Origin of the sequence: Aeribacillus sp. FSL k6-2211, assembly GCF_037966125.1 — a bacterium.
Classification (GTDB): domain Bacteria; phylum Bacillota; class Bacilli; order Bacillales; family Aeribacillaceae; genus Aeribacillus; species Aeribacillus composti.
The window spans coordinates 2,593,817-2,609,191 of the sequence record NZ_CP150190.1 but is presented as its reverse complement, the minus strand read 5'-3'; the positions used below and the strand labels follow the sequence as shown (position 1 = coordinate 2,609,191).

Genomic DNA, 15,375 nt, shown 5'->3' with positions numbered 1-15,375 from the left:
TGATCATCAAGCCCTGGGGGAACAAACCCGGGGCTTTTGTTTTGAAATCAACAAAAGGGAGGTGTGTCCTTCATGAATGACGAAAAATGGATGGAATTTGCCTTTCAGCTAGCGAAACAAGCAATCGGCCAAACGAGCCCTAACCCGTTGGTGGGAGCGGTCGTTGTGAAGGATGGGGAACTGATCGGGTTTGGAGCGCATTTAAAGGCTGGGGAACCCCATGCGGAAGTTCATGCTTTAAATATGGCTGGGGAAAAGGCAAAAGGTGCAACGCTGTACGTCACGCTTGAACCTTGCAGCCATTTTGGCAAAACTCCTCCCTGCTCTGAGCTTATTATCAAAAGAGGGATTAAACGGGTCGTTGTAGCTGCTTTGGATCCGAATCCTCTCGTAAGTGGACGCGGTGTGAAAGCTTTGCAAGATGCTGGAATCGATGTGGAAGCCGGGATATTGCAAAAAAATGGACATGAACTTAACAAAGTTTTCTTTCATTACATTCAAACAAACACTCCGTTTGTCACATTAAAATATGCCGCAACATTCGATGGGAAAATTGCTACAAAAATAGGTGACAGCAAGTGGATTACCGGAGAGGAAGCAAGACAGGATGTGCACCGTTACAGAGAAATACACGACGGCATTTTAGTGGGTGTTAATACAATTATAAAAGACAATCCAAGTCTGACTTGTCGGCTGCCGGATCGCAAACGAACACCGATACGGATTATTTTAGATACCCATCTGCGAATTCCGATGGATGCCAATGTGATAACTGACAAGGAAGCAGAAACTTGGGTCATTTGCCAAGATGGGGATCTCAATAAAAAAGCGGAACTGAAAAAATTAGGAATAGAAGTGTTGACTTTACATGATCAATGGAATATCCCAAATATTTTAAAAATATTAGGCGAGCGAGGCATCACCTCCCTGTTCGTTGAAGGAGGAGCAAGAGTCCATGCTTCATTTTTAAAAGCGGAAGCAGTGAATGAATTAATCGTGTATTTTGCACCCAAAATATTGGGAGACCCTGAAGGAATATCAGCCGTCATGGGCGATGAAGCATTAAAGATGAGGATGGCACATTCATTTGAAATTCAGTCCGTTACGAAAATAGGAGAAGATGTGAAAATTGTCTCCGTTCCGAAAAGAGGTGGACAAGATTGTTTACTGGAATCATTGAAGAAATAGGGGAAATCAAATCAGTAAAAGGAACGAATCAAGCAGTAATTTTAGAAATTTATGCAAAAAACATTTTGCAAGATGTAAAAATAGGCGACAGCATTGCCGTCAACGGAGTCTGTTTAACGGTCACCGACTTTGAATCGAATTATTTTTCTGTGGATGTCATGCCTGAGACGATGGCGGCAACGACATTAGGTACATTAAAAACCGGATCAAAGGTGAATTTGGAAAGGGCAATGGCTGTTGGCGACCGATTTGGCGGCCACATCGTTTCAGGACATGTTGATGGCGTTGGCACGATCGTCAAAAAAGAAAGAAAGGAAAATGCTGTTTATTATCAAATTAAAGCTCCTAAAGATTTGCTTTATTACATGATATTAAAAGGTTCAGTTGCAGTTGATGGAACGAGTTTAACCATTTTTGGCTTAACAGAACAAACCTTTACGATTTCGATTATTCCTCACACATATTCAGAAACAATTATTGGGGAAAAGGAGATTGGCGATAAGGTCAATATTGAATGTGATTTGATCGGGAAATATTTAGAAAAGTTTGTCCGCAAAGAGGCGCCAACCGGAATTACCGTTGATTTTTTGCAAAAGCACGGTTTTTACAGTGAATAGAGGTGATAGAATAATGTTTCATTCCATTGAGGATGCCATCGCAGATTTAAAACAGGGGAAAGTGATCATTGTCGTGGATGATGAGAATCGGGAAAACGAAGGAGATTTTGTCGGTCTAGCTGAGTTTTCCACCCCTGAAATGATCAATTTTATGATTTCAAAAGGAAAAGGTCTCGTCTGTGTGCCGATCACGGAATCGTTAGCGCACCGTTTGCAGCTTCACCCTATGGTAGCGGAAAATACAGATTTGCACCAAACCGCGTTTACTGTCAGCATCGATCATCAAACAACAACGACGGGAATCAGCGCATATGAGCGAGCTAAAACGATTCAGTCGCTCATTCAGCCGGATGCAAGGGCGGAGGATTTTAAAAGACCCGGACATGTTTTCCCGTTAATTGCAAAGAACGAAGGAGTATTAAAAAGAGCCGGCCACACGGAAGCAGCCGTTGATTTGGCAAAGCTGGCAGGATGCTTTCCAGCTGGCGTCATTTGCGAAATTATTAATGAAGACGGAACAATGGCTCGGGTTCCTCAATTAAAAGAAATAGCGGAACAATACAATTTAAAAATGATCACGATTCAAGATTTAATTCAATACCGCAGAAAACGGGAGGAATTAATCAAAAAAGAAGTGGAAATCGAGCTTCCGACAGGTTTTGGCCGTTTTAAAGCCATCGGTTATACCAGCTTGTATGATGGAAAAGAGCATATTGCGCTGGTGAAGGGTGAAATTAAGCCGGAGCATCCCGTTTTAGTTAGAATCCATTCAGAATGCCTGACAGGAGACGTCTTTCATTCTCACAGATGCGACTGCGGCCCGCAGCTTCATTCTGCATTGAGTGAAATTGAAAAAGAAGGAAGCGGAATTTTGCTCTATTTGCGCCAAGAAGGCAGGGGGATCGGGCTAATAAATAAATTGAAAGCATATAAGCTTCAAGAAAAAGGTTATGATACGGTCGAAGCAAATGAGGAGCTCGGCTTTCAGCCGGATCAAAGAGAATATGCTGTTGCAGCACAGATGCTGAAGGATATTGGAGCCAAGTCTATTCGTTTAATGACAAACAATCCGAGAAAAATGAAAGAAATGCAAGAATACGGACTTGAAATATTGGAGCGGGTTCCAATTGAAATACCGGCAAACAAGGATAATGAAAAATATTTGAAAACAAAAAAATCGAAACTAGGACATCTACTTCATATTTAGCGGGAGGTTATACTAATGAGCATAAACAAAATTGAAGGACATTTAGTCGGAAAAGATTTGAAAATCGGAATTGTCGTATCAAGATTTAATGAATTTATTACAAGCAAGCTGTTAAGCGGAGCAATCGATGCCCTCATCCGCCACGGCGTTTCGGAAAGCGACATTGATGTTGCATGGGTTCCGGGGGCTTTTGAAATCCCGCTTGTATCCAAAAAACTGGCTGAGTCCAAAAAATACGATGCGGTCATTGCCTTAGGAACAGTTATCCGTGGATCTACTACGCATTACGATTACGTATGCAATGAAGCGGCAAAAGGGATTGCGAACGCTTCTCTGCAAACAGGAGTGCCGGTAATATTTGGCGTCGTCACGACGGAAAATATCGAGCAAGCGATTGAACGAGCAGGAACGAAAGCGGGCAATAAAGGCTGGGACGCAGCACTATCGGCAATTGAAATGGCAAATTTAATCAAATCCCTCGCCCAACTTTAAAGAAAACAGTTTAAAATTCATAAGAAAATGTATATAATGTTAAGAGCAATATGATAAATGGGATTCAACACCAGTTGCCCATAAAATCTTTCTTGAAAGAATGTTATATATTAACGAGGGATCCAGCATGTTAGTTCGATATAAGAAAGCTTTTGAAAAAATTGCGATGGGGCTTCTTTCCTTTATGCCGAGTGAAAAGGATTTAAAGCAGCTCCAGCAAACGATGAAAACGTATGAAAATGACGAAAATTGGCAGCTTTTCTTATGGAAGGAAGAAGATGTTATCGGAGTGATCGGAGTTGAATTGAAAGATAAAGGAATAGTGGAAATTCAGCATATTTGCGTAAACCCGTCCCATCGTCATGAAGGAATCGGCAAAAAAATGATCAATGCCGTAAAAGAGCTATATAAAGATAAACATGTTATTCCTAGCGAACAAATTCAATCCTTTTTTGAAAAATGCGACCATGAACAATTGGAAAAAGAAGAGAGCTGATCACTCTCTTCTTTTTCTTTTTTTATGCCAATTTTTCAATCTCTCCTCAATGATGTCCGTTCGATCCCTTGTTTTATGTTTATGTATTAAAAAAACGTTTGAAATATCGCTAGGCTCACCGAACGTTTTTCCTCGTTCCTTTGCCGTTGTTAAGCAAATTTCGTAAAGGTTTTGATCAAAAATCGGCAGCTGAATGCTTTTATATGGTTCTCTTTTTTGAATTCGACCAAAAGTGTCTTGTAAAATATGTAAGAGCTGTTCATCATCCAAACCGAGTTTGTTAAGAGACGCCGTTTCATTTTTTAAAATGCGAATAGCATTTTTCATCATCCGCTCAGCACCATTGAAATTTTTTCTCCTGTAATGATAAAAGCTAACGGCAATTTGTATAAGCCCGACCCAGATTTGTTTTCTCTCTTCTTTAGGATCTTTTTTCCACAATTCTTCTAAAATTTCATGACATTCAAAATAATCCCGGTCACAATGAAAATGATATAAAAACTCAATATATTCAGGTGGGTACATATTGAGAAAACTCCTTTTTTCTACTATATATGTTATAGTTTATGAAAATGGCTGCAAAAAAGAAAGTATTCATGCCTGATTTAAAAATAAACAAAAATGAGCTTTGTTGAAAAAGAGTATTGGATGTATTTTTCTATTGGTCTATACTAAAAATTAGCCATTTATCGAGGGTGATGATCAGATAATGTATCTAGTAAAGTTAGAAGCTTTTGAAGGTCCGTTAGATTTGCTTTTGCATTTAATTCATCGTTTAGAAATTGATATATATGATATCCCTGTCAGCGAAATAACAGAACAGTATATGGAATATATTCACACGATGCAGGAGCTTGAGCTGGATGTTGCCAGTGAATATTTAGTGATGGCAGCCACATTATTGTCGATTAAAAGCAAAATGCTCCTTCCAAGACAGGAGGAAGAGTGGTCAGACGAGGAAATCATCGAAGAAGAGCAGTCCGATCCGAGAGATGAGCTTGTTACCCGTTTAATTGAATACAAGAAATATAAAGAAGCGGCAGTAAAGCTGAAAGAACTGGAAAGTGAACGGGCGCTTGTCTATACGAAGCCTCCAAGCGACTTGAGCGAATATTTGGAGGAAAAAGAGCCGATTTTGCAAAAAGGAAACGTAACGGTTTATGATATGATCGCTGCCTTTCAAAAAATGCTAAAACGAAAAAAAATTGAAAAGCCAATCGAACGAACCGTAGCAAAAGAAGAAATCCCGATCGAAAAACGAATGAAGGAAATGATCATGGAGCTGAAGGCATCGAAAAAGAAAAAGGAGTTTCACGATTTCTTTCCAGCTGACAGGAAGGATTATATGGTCGTGACTTTTTTAGCTTTGCTTCAGCTGATGAAAAATGAATACGTTCATGTAGAACAAGAACATAATTTTTCAGAAATTTATATTTACGGGAGTGAAAAGCTGCATGAGTTTAGGGATTATTGAATGGAAATCCATTTTGGAAGGGCTCTTATTTGCGGCTGGGGACGAAGGCCTTTCCATCAAGCAATTAACTTCCGTTCTTGAAATTGACGAAGCAACGGTTTTAAGCATTATTGAAGATTTAAAAGAGGAATACCAAAAAAAAGAACGGGGGATCGACCTTGTAGAAGTAGCAGGGGTTTACCAGCTCACAACCAAAAAGGAGCATGCACCATATTTAAAGCGGCTGATGGAAACTCCTATGAACCAATCACTCTCTCAGGCTGCGCTTGAAACATTGGCCATTATCGCTTATAAACAGCCGATTACCCGGATTGAAATAGAAGAAATTAGAGGGGTAAAGTCAGAAAGGCCGATCCGGACCCTTTCAGCGAAAGGGCTTATTCAAGAAGTCGGCAGAGAAGAGGGAGCGGGAAGAGCTATTTTATACGGAACGACAAAAGAGTTTCTTGAATATTTCGGATTAAAAACGATCGAAGAATTGCCTTCATTGACAGAGATCGAGAATGAAGAGCATTTTATTCAAGAAGAGGCAGATTTATTCTTTGAAAAATTAAATAACTTGTAAGTCGTCTCAGGCGGCAGTCTGAGACTTATTTTTATTTCACATTCTTTCAAATTCCGTTCATACGGTTGTCTTCTTTGCATAAACTTGTACAAAACGAATCGAATAAAGGGACGTGAAAGCATTAATGAACAAATGGACATCACGTATTAATGTATTCATTCTTTTTATATTGATAGGCCATTTTTTTATCCCGACAGCTCATGCAACTCATACGATTGAAGTTAGTGCAGAAAGCGCCATATTAATGGATCAGGAGAGCGGCCGGATCCTTTTTGAAAAAAACCCACATAAAAAAATGCGCATTGCAAGCATTACGAAAATCATGACGGCGATTTTAGCAATTGAATCAGGAAAAATGGATCAAAATGTGACTGTCAGTGACCGCGCTGTCCGAACTGAAGGGTCTTCCATATATCTTAAGCAAAAGCAAAAGGTGAAGCTGGAAGATTTGGTTTATGGTCTTATGCTAAGGTCCGGAAATGACGCTGCGGTGGCGATTGCTGAATTTGTCGGAGGCAGTTTAGATGGTTTCGTATTTATGATGAACGAAAAGGCGAAGGAAATCGGCATGACAAATACTGAATTTGCCAACCCGCACGGTTTGGATGATCACGAAAACCACTATTCTACCGCATATGATATGGCTCTTTTAACGAAATACGCCATGGAGAATGAAACGTTCCGCAAAATATTTGGAACAAAAGTTTATAAAAAAGACGGATTTCAGTGGAAAAATAAAAACAAACTTTTAAATTTATATGAATATTGTACAGGCGGTAAAACCGGGTACACAAAGAGGGCAAATAGAACATTAGTCTCCACTGCGGAAAAAGATGATTTACATTTAATTGCTGTTACGCTAAATGCTCCCGATGATTGGAACGACCATATGTCCATGTTTAACAGCGCGTTCAGCGAATATGATCAAGTGACGATCAAAAAAGAAGGATACCTTGCCATTGACAACAAGTTTTACAAAGACCGCATCTTCATTAATCGCGACATTGTTTATCCGCTGATGGAGGAAGAAAAAAACAAAATAAACATCCGTTTATTCCTAGCAAAACCGAAGGCTTCGTGGAAGAACCATCCTGAAAAGGTTCCAGAAAAAGTAGGAACATTGAGAGTGTTGCTCGATGGCGAAACGATTGAAGAAGTGCCGATCTATTTTGAAAACGGTGATGTAGAGCCTCCGCATGGCTGGTTTGGAAAGATGATCGATCTATTTTTTGATATGCTGGGTGTTTCCGCATGATTCATATTATTTGGGTTGCCTTAACTTTGATCGGCGTCGTATTTGCAATGTTCAACGGAACAATGGAGGAAGTGAATAAAGCCGTCTTTTCAGGTGCAAAAGAGGGTGTCACCATTGCCTTTGGCTTCATCAGCGTGCTTGTATTTTGGTTAGGCTTAATGAATATTGCTGAGAAAAGCGGTCTGTTAGAAAAGCTAGGGAATCTGTTCAAACCGCTGATGAGGAGAATTTTTCCTGATGTTCCCCCTGAGCATCCTGCGATGGGCTACATGCTGTCAAACTTGCTCGCCAATATGTTTGGGCTAGGAAACGCAGCTACACCGTTGGGAATTAAGGCGATGGAGCAGTTGAAAAAATTGAACAAAAATAAAGACCAGGCGTCCAGAAGCATGATCACCTTTCTAGCATTAAATACAACTGGATTGACTCTTGTTCCAACAACTGTAATTTCTATACGAATGACATACGGTTCGCATAATCCGACTGATATTGTCGTGCCAACGCTTCTGTCGACTTTCTTTGCTACCATAGCCGCTATTATGATTGACCGCTATTTTTACTATTTACGAAAAAGAAAAGGAGAATAACGATGGTGTTCATTAGTGCTGTTTCGATATGGCTGATCCCATTGATCATCGGTTTTATTTTGTTGTACGGGACTTTTAAACGCATTCCAACTTATGAAGCGTTTGTTGAAGGTGGAAAAGAAGGAATCGAAATTTCTTTTTCCATTATTCCGTATCTTGTCGGCATGCTCGTGGCAGTGTCTGTTTTTCGCGCTTCAGGGGCTCTCGATTTTTTTATGGACCTGTTAAAACCGATGTTTCAAGCTATCCACGTCCCGGCGGAAATTGTTCCGCTAGCGTTAATTCGGCCCATCTCTGGAACAGCTTCGTTAGGAATTATGAGCGATTTAATTTCAATGCATGGAGCGGATTCGTTGATCGGCCGACTGGCAGCCACCATGCAAGGGAGCACAGACACGACTTTGTATATCATTACAGTATATTTCGGTGCTGTTGGGATCAAGCGAATGGGCGATGCGATAAAGGTTGGGCTGCTGGCGGATTTTGCAGCCATCCTTTCTTCCATAATAATTGTTACGCTCCTTTTCGGTTAAGCTTTAATGAGCTTAGCTTTTTTATTTGCAAAAAAATAAATGCGTTCATCTTGTGTAACCAGACCGAAAGAAGGTAATATTTTTAGAGAGGTGAGATCAATGGAACGTTTGCAAAAGGTGATAGCGCGTTCGGGAATTGCTTCAAGAAGAAAAGCGGAGCAATTAATTTTGGACGGAAAAGTTACTGTAAATGGACAAGTTGTAACAGAGCTCGGAACAAAAGTATCTGACGAGGACAAGGTGGAGGTAAACGGGATTCCGGTAGAAAGGGAAGAACCGATTTATATTTTGTTTTATAAGCCTAGGGGAGTTATTTCGAGCGTGAAAGATGAAAAAGGGAGAAAAGTCGTCACCGATTACTTTCGAGATTTTGAGCAGCGCATCTTTCCGGTCGGCAGACTTGATTATGATACTTCAGGCCTTCTAATCCTGACAAACGATGGCGATTTTGCTAATTTGTTAATGCATCCACGATATGAAATTGATAAAGTGTATGTAGCGAAAGTTAAAGGAATTCCAGGAAGGAAAGAATTAAAACAACTGGAGCAAGGGATCATGCTGGAGGATGGAATGACAAAACCAGCAAAAGTCAAAATGCTTTCTTTAGATAAAAGAAAAAAAACGTGTATAATCGAAATTACCATTCATGAAGGAAGAAACCGGCAAATTAGAAGAATGTTTGATAAAATCGGCTATCCTGTGCTGAAGCTGAAAAGAGAACGGTACGCATTTTTAGATTTAAAAGGGCTCCATCCGGGTGCGTTCCGCGAAATTACTCCCCACGAGGTGAAGAGATTGCGGGCGCTGGCCCAGCACGGCAAGCATGCGAGAGTTTAGCCTAAAATCGGTTAAGCTTTCGCATTTATACCGACAAAACGTTGCAAACAATGTACTGCTTTAGGGGCTTACACGTTTTTATGTCACATAAACGTCAAAATTATTTTTCTGAATGAACGGAAATTCAATGATATAATAACAAGCGAATGAAAAACAAAGGGAGTACACACGATGAAAAAAAGGCGACTCATTACTCGCTCGATTATTCTTGTTATTTTATTAGGTGCTCTTGGATATACACTCTATTCAAATTTTTTTATGAGCAAAGAAAAAGTGAAAGTCGGATCAGCTGCGCCTGATTTTGTTCTTACTGATTTAGAAGGAAAAAAGCATCAATTTTCCGATTATAGAGGAAAAGGGGTATTTCTCAATTTCTGGGGAACGTGGTGCAAACCTTGTGAACGTGAAATGCCTTACATTGAAAGACAATATCAGCACTATAAAAATTTAGGCGTGGAAGTTTTAGCTGTCAACGTTGGCGAATCAAAATTAGTAGTGGAAAAATTTGCGGAAAAATACGGACTCAATTTCCCGATTGTCATTGACAAAAATCAGCAGGTGCTTCATGCATATGATGTAGATCCGCTGCCTACTACGTTTCTCATCGATAAGAACGGGAAGGTTGTCAAAATCATTACTGCACCAATGACGGAACGGGAAGTTCGAGATTACATGGAAATGATAAAACCATAGTTAGGGAGTTTTCAACATGAATCATGTGAAATGTGAATGCGGTCATGTAAATCCGTTCGGTACTGTGCTGTGTGAAAATTGCGGACGGGCCTTGGCAGCAGAGGGCGAAGGCAATTCGGAAAAACTTCATGATATGCGTTATGACGGAAGCGCCAGACGTTCTCAAACATATAATAAAACGATCGTCGATAAAGTATGGAATTTTTTCTCTTCTGTTAAAGTTGGAGTCTGGCTGATTGTGATAACGCTGATCGCATCAGCAATCGGAACGATTTTTCCGCAAGAATTGTACATACCTTCCAACGTAACGCCAGAGCAATTTTATAAAGATGAATATGGAATTTTAGGCCAGCTTTATTATCAATTAGGCTTCCACCGCCTATACGGTTCTTGGTGGTATATGACCTTGATCGCATCGATTGGAATATCGCTTGTGATTTGCTCGCTTGACCGGGTTATTCCACTTTATCGTGCCTTGAAAAATCAAGGTGTGTCTCGGCACGAGTCTTTTTTGAAAAGACAGCGCCTTTTTAGCGAATCATATGTGGACAATATTGAAAAAAATGTAGAACAAGTTAAAAAAAATTTAACAGCGCGCCGTTATCGCATTCGAGAAGAAAATGGAAACATTTTGGCAGAGAAAAATCGATTTTCCAGATGGGGTCCGTATGTCAATCATATCGGTTTGATTATTTTTTTAATTGGAGCCATGCTCCGCTTTTTCCCGGGGATGTATGTGGATGAGGTTCTCTGGTTAAGAGAAGGGGAAACGAAAGAAATACCCGGGACAAATGGCGAGTATTATTTGAAGCATCATCAATTCATTTTGGAAACTTATCAAAAGGAAAAAGAAAAAGATGTGTTTCAGGAAGCGATTGACCGTGTCGGCGATGGAAGCGTAGCTAAAAACTTCCAATCAAATGTGACGCTTTATAAAAAGCAGGGAGACAGCCTGCCGGGTGAAGAACCAAAATTAAAAGAGGTAAAAGACTTCAGCATTCGCGTCAACGAACCGTTGAAATTTGATTCTTATGCTGTCTATCAAGTGAATTACAAGCTGAATGAGTTAAATAAAATGACGTTTGATCTTATCGATAAAAAATCGGGGAAAAGCTTCGGGAAAGTTGTCATTGACCTCTTAAATCCAGAAAAGAAATATGATTTAGGAAACGGCTATGCTGTTGAAATTGCTAGCTATCTTCCAGATTTTTATTTTGATGACGAAGGCAATCCAGCCACGCGGTCGAGAGTGCCAAACAACCCGGCATTTGTTTTTAAAATGATTGCACCTGACAGACCGAAGGGAGAAACGAGTTTCGTTGCCATCCAGCAAACGATTGAACCTAACGAGAATAACAAATACAAAATGAAATTTTCAGGAATTGAAACGAAAAACTTAACGGGTCTAGTTGTAAGAAAAGATTTAACTTTATGGGTGCTCGGTGTCGGCGGAGCCATTTTTATGATAGGCTTAATTCAAGGATTGTACTGGCAGCATCGCCGCATATGGCTGAAAGCGGATAACGACAAAATCATGCTGGCGGGGCATACAAACAAAAACTGGTTTGGATTAAAAAATGAATTGGACATCATTTTGCGCGATACTGAAATTCAAAAGCCTGTTGACCAAAAACAATTAAAAGAATAGAACCTCATGAAGGAGGGGAAGTTTGTGGCTGAACTTAGCAGCACTTTATTATACATTGCGTTTATTTTGTATTTAATAGGAACATTCTTTTTTGGCGGTTCCATCCGTGACAAAAGAGGAAAGGATGAAAAACCGAATAGATGGGCGCGATTAGGCATTGCGGCGGCGATCCTCGGTTTTTTGTCTCAACTGGGATACTTCGTTACGAGATGGATCGCTGCTGGACATGCCCCGGTTTCGAACTTATTTGAATTCACGACATTCTTTGGTATGATGCTAGTAGGAGCATTTATCATTATTTATTTTATTTATAAGCTGTCTGCACTTGGCTTATTTACATTGCCAGTTGCACTTTTATTGATTGCATATGCCAGCATGTTTCCGACAGAAATCAGCCCTTTAATACCAGCTCTTCAAAGCGATTGGCTGAAAATCCATGTAACAACAGCTGCTGCCGGACAAGCTATTTTGGCGATCAGCTTTGTAGCCGGAGTCCTGTATTTAACAAAGGTTGTGGATCAATCAAAAGCAACAAAAAAGACGTTTTGGCTTGAATTTGTCATGTTTGTATTAGTCACAACACTTGCATTTGTCATTGTCACAACCGTGTTCCGAGCAATGGATTATGAATCAGTGTTTAAATGGATCGATAAAAATGGACAAGAGGCGGAAATGGAATTTCATTTGCCTGCTCTCGTTGCGCCGCACGAAGGAGAATTGTTGACAAAAGATCGGCTTGCAGGCTTTGTGGAATTGCCGGCGATTTTATCGGCCAGAAAGGTGAACACTGTTTTATGGTCCACATTTGTAGGACTGATTTTATACGGAGTGATCCGCCTAATATTGAGAAAGCGTATTTCTGCAGCGTTGCAGCCTTTAGTGAAAAATTTAAATTTGGATGTGGTGGATGAAATTGGCTACCGTTCAGTAGCGATTGGATTCCCAGTATTTACGCTAGGTGCTTTAATATTTGCCATGATTTGGGCGCAGATCGCTTGGACCCGATTTTGGGGCTGGGATCCGAAAGAGGTTTGGGCATTGATCACTTGGCTGTTTTACGCGGCATATCTTCACTTACGGCTTTCGAGAGGATGGCATGGAGAAAAATCAGCATGGCTTGCGGTTATCGGATTTGCGATCATCATGTTTAATTTAATTTTTGTAAACCTTGTGATAGCTGGTTTACATTCATATGCATAAACGGATTGGCTGACTCATGATACATGCTGGAATTTGGATCATTATCATTTGAGTCAGCTCTTTTTTAACCTGATCAAGGGAGGAATAAAATATGTCAGAGAACCAGGATGTAACGATTTTAGTGGTAGATGATGAAGAAAGAATTCGCAGGCTTTTGAAAATGTACTTAGAAAGGGAAAATTATCAAATAGATGAGGCGGAAAATGGTGATGAAGCGCTTGAAAAGGCTCTTTGTGCCGATTATGATTTGATTATTCTGGATATTATGATGCCCGGAATTGACGGAATCGAAGTATGCAAGCAGCTGAGAGAAAAGAAAGCCACTCCTGTCATTATGCTGACAGCAAAAGGAGAGGAGGTAAACCGTGTTCAAGGGTTTGAGGTCGGTGCGGACGATTATATTGTAAAACCGTTCAGCCCGAGAGAGGTTGTTTTGCGTGTGAAAGCGATTTTAAGAAGGGCGTCACAAACAAGCTATTTAAAAACCGATTCGTCGGCGAAAAATGTGATCGTTTTCCCGCACTTAACAATCGATCATGATGCTCATCGCGTGACGGCCGACGGCAAGGAAGTCAACTTAACCCCGAAAGAGTACGAGCTGCTTTATTTTTTGGCAAAAACTCCTGATAAAGTATACGACCGGGAAAAGCTGCTGAAGGAAGTATGGCATTACGAATTTTTTGGAGATTTACGAACAGTTGACACTCATGTGAAAAGACTTAGGGAAAAATTAAACAAAGTTTCGCCTGAAGCCGCCAAAATGATCGTGACTGTTTGGGGTGTCGGCTATAAATTCGAGGTCGTTGAAGAATGAAATTTTGGAGAAGCGTTGTTGGCAAGCTTTGGATGACCATTTTATTTCTTGTGATAGTGGTTCTGTCGATTTTAACCATTTTGCTGCTCGAGTTTATGGAAAATTATCATATAAAAGATGCCGAGCAAAAATTGACCCAGCTTGCCAATAAAGCAGCCATTATTATGGAAAATCATCAAAATACACCATTAGCCGGCTCCATCGCAACTGAACTTTCTGATAAACTAACAAGTGTGTATATCGTTGATGGTGGAAAAACATATTGGCAAAAGCAAAATGACGGGGCGGGTGTCGCTCAATATTCATTAAATGAAATCATCAGTGAGAAAGAACTGTCAAAAGTATTGGAAGATCAAGAAAAAATCAGCCTTGTAAAAAGCTTTCCGCAAACGATTGATCACAATAAATTCAACAATGAAATGATGATCGTCGGAGTGCCTTATCAATCTGGAGCGATATTTGTCGTACAATCTTTGTCTGCCATTAATGAAACAACAAAACAAACAACTAAATATATTTTTATGGCAGCATTTATAGCTATTATATTAACGACCGTTTTTGCATTTTTTTTATCAACCCGCATTACCTATCCGCTCCGAAAAATGAGAGAAGTCGCAATTGAAGTGGCGAATGGAAAATTTGATACGAAAGTTCCGAAGCTGACAAGCGATGAAATTGGTGAATTAGCTGTTGCCTTTAACCAAATGGGCCGGCAGGTGAAATTTCATATTAACGCTTTGCGGCAAGAAAAAGAACAGCTTTCAAACATTTTAAGCAGCATGGCCGACGGTGTCATTACGTTAAATATCGATGGAACGATTTTAGTCACAAATCCTCCTGCTGAACGTTTTTTGCAGGCATGGTATTATGAAAACGGGATGAATCCGAAAAAGGAACATGAGCTTCCGCCGGCTATTGAAGAGCTGTTTAAACGAGTGACGACGACTCACCGCGAGCAGGTTACAGAGATTACTTTGCAAGGCAGAACATGGGGAGTGATCATGAGCTCTCTTTATAATCAAAATCGTGTTCGAGGAGCGGTCGTTGTTTTGCGCGATATAACGGAGGAAAGACGTCTCGACAAATTAAGAATTGATTTTATTGCCAATGTGTCCCATGAGCTGCGGACGCCTATTGCCATGCTGCAAGGATACAGCGAAGCTCTTCGCGATGACATTGCAGGAAGCGAAAAGGAGCGGAAGGAGATTGTTCAGGTTATTTATGACGAATCATTGCGAATGGGCCGATTGGTGAATGATTTATTGGATTTGGCCAGAATGGAGGCAGGACATATTTCCTTAAATATACAAGATGTCAAATTGAAGCCTTTTATTGAAAAAATTATTCGCAAATTTCAAGGCATTGCAAAAGAAAAACAGATTCACCTCGAATATTTGCTGAATGTTCAAACGGATTCCTTTTCGTTTGATCCGGACCGCATTGAGCAAGTACTGACCAATTTAATTGACAATGCTATCCGCCATACGAGTGCACAAGGATTTGTAAAAGTAATTATTTCAGAAAGCAATGGTTTAAAAATAGATGTTCAGGACTCAGGAAGCGGAATCAGTGAAGAAGATCTGCCGTTTGTGTTTGAACGCTTTTATAAAGCTGACAAAGCGAGAACGCGTGGAAGAGCAGGTACGGGTCTGGGGCTTGCCATTGCGAAAAATATTGTTGATGCCCATAAAGGGGTAATACAAGTTCACAGCAAATTAAATGTTGGAACGACATTTACCGTATTATTGCCGCAAACATCGTAAAAATTT

Annotated in this window: 17 protein-coding genes; 16 read left to right on the top strand and 1 reads right to left on the bottom strand. The window is 40.2% G+C overall.

Annotation, left to right across the window (positions count from 1 at the left end):
• The first annotated feature begins 72 nt into the window (after positions 1–72).
• The 5 genes from ribD to NSU19_RS12555 all read left to right on the top strand — a co-directional run bounded on the left by ribD (position 73) and on the right by NSU19_RS12555 (position 4,000).
• On the top strand, positions 73–1,188 hold the full coding sequence (gene ribD / locus NSU19_RS12575) for a bifunctional diaminohydroxyphosphoribosylaminopyrimidine deaminase/5-amino-6-(5-phosphoribosylamino)uracil reductase RibD (RefSeq protein ID WP_066247677.1): 1,116 nt from the start codon (positions 73–75) through the stop codon (positions 1,186–1,188).
• Positions 1,161–1,805 (top strand): riboflavin synthase, encoded by a 645-nt coding sequence (ribE, locus tag NSU19_RS12570; protein WP_063388638.1) that lies wholly within the window; start codon positions 1,161–1,163, stop codon positions 1,803–1,805. Before ribD ends, ribE (NSU19_RS12570) begins: the two co-directional genes overlap by 28 nt.
• Before the next feature lie 13 nt (positions 1,806–1,818).
• Positions 1,819–3,012: a bifunctional 3,4-dihydroxy-2-butanone-4-phosphate synthase/GTP cyclohydrolase II gene (locus tag NSU19_RS12565; RefSeq protein ID WP_063388637.1), complete on the top strand. Its 1,194-nt coding sequence runs from the start codon at positions 1,819–1,821 to the stop codon at positions 3,010–3,012.
• 21 nt (positions 3,013–3,033) lie between these two features.
• Entirely contained in the window at positions 3,034–3,504 is a 471-nt protein-coding gene (gene ribE, locus NSU19_RS12560) for a 6,7-dimethyl-8-ribityllumazine synthase (protein WP_063388660.1), read from the top strand.
• A gap of 127 nt (positions 3,505–3,631) precedes the next feature.
• A complete protein-coding gene (locus NSU19_RS12555) occupies positions 3,632–4,000 on the top strand; it encodes a GNAT family N-acetyltransferase (RefSeq protein ID WP_063388636.1) in 369 nt (122 codons plus the stop codon).
• Here the strand turns inward: NSU19_RS12555 and NSU19_RS12550 are convergent, their stop codons facing one another.
• Positions 4,001–4,525, bottom strand: a complete 525-nt coding sequence (locus NSU19_RS12550; RefSeq protein ID WP_311066290.1) for a DUF309 domain-containing protein — start codon at positions 4,523–4,525, stop codon at positions 4,001–4,003.
• A 184-nt stretch (positions 4,526–4,709) separates the two neighbouring features.
• Between NSU19_RS12550 and NSU19_RS12545 the strand changes: the two genes are divergently transcribed.
• The 11 genes from NSU19_RS12545 to NSU19_RS12495 all read left to right on the top strand — a co-directional run bounded on the left by NSU19_RS12545 (position 4,710) and on the right by NSU19_RS12495 (position 15,369).
• The gene (locus NSU19_RS12545) at positions 4,710–5,474 is read left to right on the top strand and encodes a segregation/condensation protein A (RefSeq protein WP_063388634.1); all 765 of its coding nucleotides are present in this window, start codon (positions 4,710–4,712) and stop codon (positions 5,472–5,474) included.
• Positions 5,455–6,039, top strand: a complete 585-nt coding sequence (scpB, locus tag NSU19_RS12540; RefSeq protein ID WP_327848146.1) for an SMC-Scp complex subunit ScpB — start codon at positions 5,455–5,457, stop codon at positions 6,037–6,039. The genes NSU19_RS12545 and scpB overlap by 20 nt, the downstream gene beginning before the upstream one ends.
• Before the next feature lie 124 nt (positions 6,040–6,163).
• Positions 6,164–7,294 (top strand): D-alanyl-D-alanine carboxypeptidase family protein, encoded by a 1,131-nt coding sequence (locus NSU19_RS12535; protein ID WP_066247679.1) that lies wholly within the window; start codon positions 6,164–6,166, stop codon positions 7,292–7,294.
• On the top strand, positions 7,291–7,881 hold the full coding sequence (locus tag NSU19_RS12530; RefSeq protein WP_063388631.1) for a nucleoside recognition domain-containing protein: 591 nt from the start codon (positions 7,291–7,293) through the stop codon (positions 7,879–7,881). The genes NSU19_RS12535 and NSU19_RS12530 overlap by 4 nt, the downstream gene beginning before the upstream one ends.
• Before the next feature lie 2 nt (positions 7,882–7,883).
• On the top strand, positions 7,884–8,414 hold the full coding sequence (locus NSU19_RS12525) for a spore maturation protein (protein ID WP_063388630.1): 531 nt from the start codon (positions 7,884–7,886) through the stop codon (positions 8,412–8,414).
• A 99-nt stretch (positions 8,415–8,513) separates the two neighbouring features.
• Positions 8,514–9,251 carry a pseudouridine synthase gene (locus NSU19_RS12520; protein ID WP_339196760.1) on the top strand — a complete coding sequence of 246 codons (738 nt, stop codon included), beginning with the start codon at positions 8,514–8,516 and terminating at the stop codon, positions 9,249–9,251.
• A gap of 171 nt (positions 9,252–9,422) precedes the next feature.
• A complete protein-coding gene (locus tag NSU19_RS12515; protein ID WP_063388628.1) occupies positions 9,423–9,944 on the top strand; it encodes a thiol-disulfide oxidoreductase ResA in 522 nt (173 codons plus the stop codon).
• 16 nt (positions 9,945–9,960) lie between these two features.
• The gene (locus tag NSU19_RS12510) at positions 9,961–11,592 is read left to right on the top strand and encodes a cytochrome c biogenesis protein ResB (protein ID WP_130157473.1); all 1,632 of its coding nucleotides are present in this window, start codon (positions 9,961–9,963) and stop codon (positions 11,590–11,592) included.
• A gap of 24 nt (positions 11,593–11,616) precedes the next feature.
• Positions 11,617–12,792 carry a c-type cytochrome biogenesis protein CcsB gene (gene ccsB, locus NSU19_RS12505; RefSeq protein WP_063388626.1) on the top strand — a complete coding sequence of 392 codons (1,176 nt, stop codon included), beginning with the start codon at positions 11,617–11,619 and terminating at the stop codon, positions 12,790–12,792.
• Positions 12,793–12,883: 91 nt separating this feature from the next.
• A complete protein-coding gene (locus tag NSU19_RS12500; RefSeq protein WP_066247683.1) occupies positions 12,884–13,606 on the top strand; it encodes a response regulator transcription factor in 723 nt (240 codons plus the stop codon).
• Entirely contained in the window at positions 13,603–15,369 is a 1,767-nt protein-coding gene (locus NSU19_RS12495) for an ATP-binding protein (protein ID WP_339196757.1), read from the top strand. The genes NSU19_RS12500 and NSU19_RS12495 overlap by 4 nt, the downstream gene beginning before the upstream one ends.
• Positions 15,370–15,375 lie beyond the last annotated feature (6 nt).

Excerpts from the sequence above, each read along its gene's own strand:
- ribD (WP_066247677.1), top strand. The coding sequence starts at position 73 with ATGAATGACGAAAAATGGATGGAATTTGCCTTTCAGCTAGCGAAACAA.
- NSU19_RS12565 (WP_063388637.1), top strand. The coding sequence starts at position 1,819 with ATGTTTCATTCCATTGAGGATGCCATCGCAGATTTAAAACAGGGGAAA.
- NSU19_RS12555 (WP_063388636.1), top strand. The coding sequence starts at position 3,632 with ATGTTAGTTCGATATAAGAAAGCTTTTGAAAAAATTGCGATGGGGCTT.
- NSU19_RS12550 (WP_311066290.1), bottom strand. The coding sequence starts at position 4,525 with ATGTACCCACCTGAATATATTGAGTTTTTATATCATTTTCATTGTGAC.
- NSU19_RS12545 (WP_063388634.1), top strand. The coding sequence starts at position 4,710 with ATGTATCTAGTAAAGTTAGAAGCTTTTGAAGGTCCGTTAGATTTGCTT.
- scpB (WP_327848146.1), top strand. The coding sequence starts at position 5,455 with ATGAGTTTAGGGATTATTGAATGGAAATCCATTTTGGAAGGGCTCTTA.
- NSU19_RS12535 (WP_066247679.1), top strand. The coding sequence starts at position 6,164 with ATGAACAAATGGACATCACGTATTAATGTATTCATTCTTTTTATATTG.
- NSU19_RS12530 (WP_063388631.1), top strand. The coding sequence starts at position 7,291 with ATGATTCATATTATTTGGGTTGCCTTAACTTTGATCGGCGTCGTATTT.
- NSU19_RS12525 (WP_063388630.1), top strand. The coding sequence starts at position 7,884 with ATGGTGTTCATTAGTGCTGTTTCGATATGGCTGATCCCATTGATCATC.
- NSU19_RS12520 (WP_339196760.1), top strand. The coding sequence starts at position 8,514 with ATGGAACGTTTGCAAAAGGTGATAGCGCGTTCGGGAATTGCTTCAAGA.
- NSU19_RS12515 (WP_063388628.1), top strand. The coding sequence starts at position 9,423 with ATGAAAAAAAGGCGACTCATTACTCGCTCGATTATTCTTGTTATTTTA.
- NSU19_RS12510 (WP_130157473.1), top strand. The coding sequence starts at position 9,961 with ATGAATCATGTGAAATGTGAATGCGGTCATGTAAATCCGTTCGGTACT.
- NSU19_RS12500 (WP_066247683.1), top strand. The coding sequence starts at position 12,884 with ATGTCAGAGAACCAGGATGTAACGATTTTAGTGGTAGATGATGAAGAA.
- NSU19_RS12495 (WP_339196757.1), top strand. The coding sequence starts at position 13,603 with ATGAAATTTTGGAGAAGCGTTGTTGGCAAGCTTTGGATGACCATTTTA.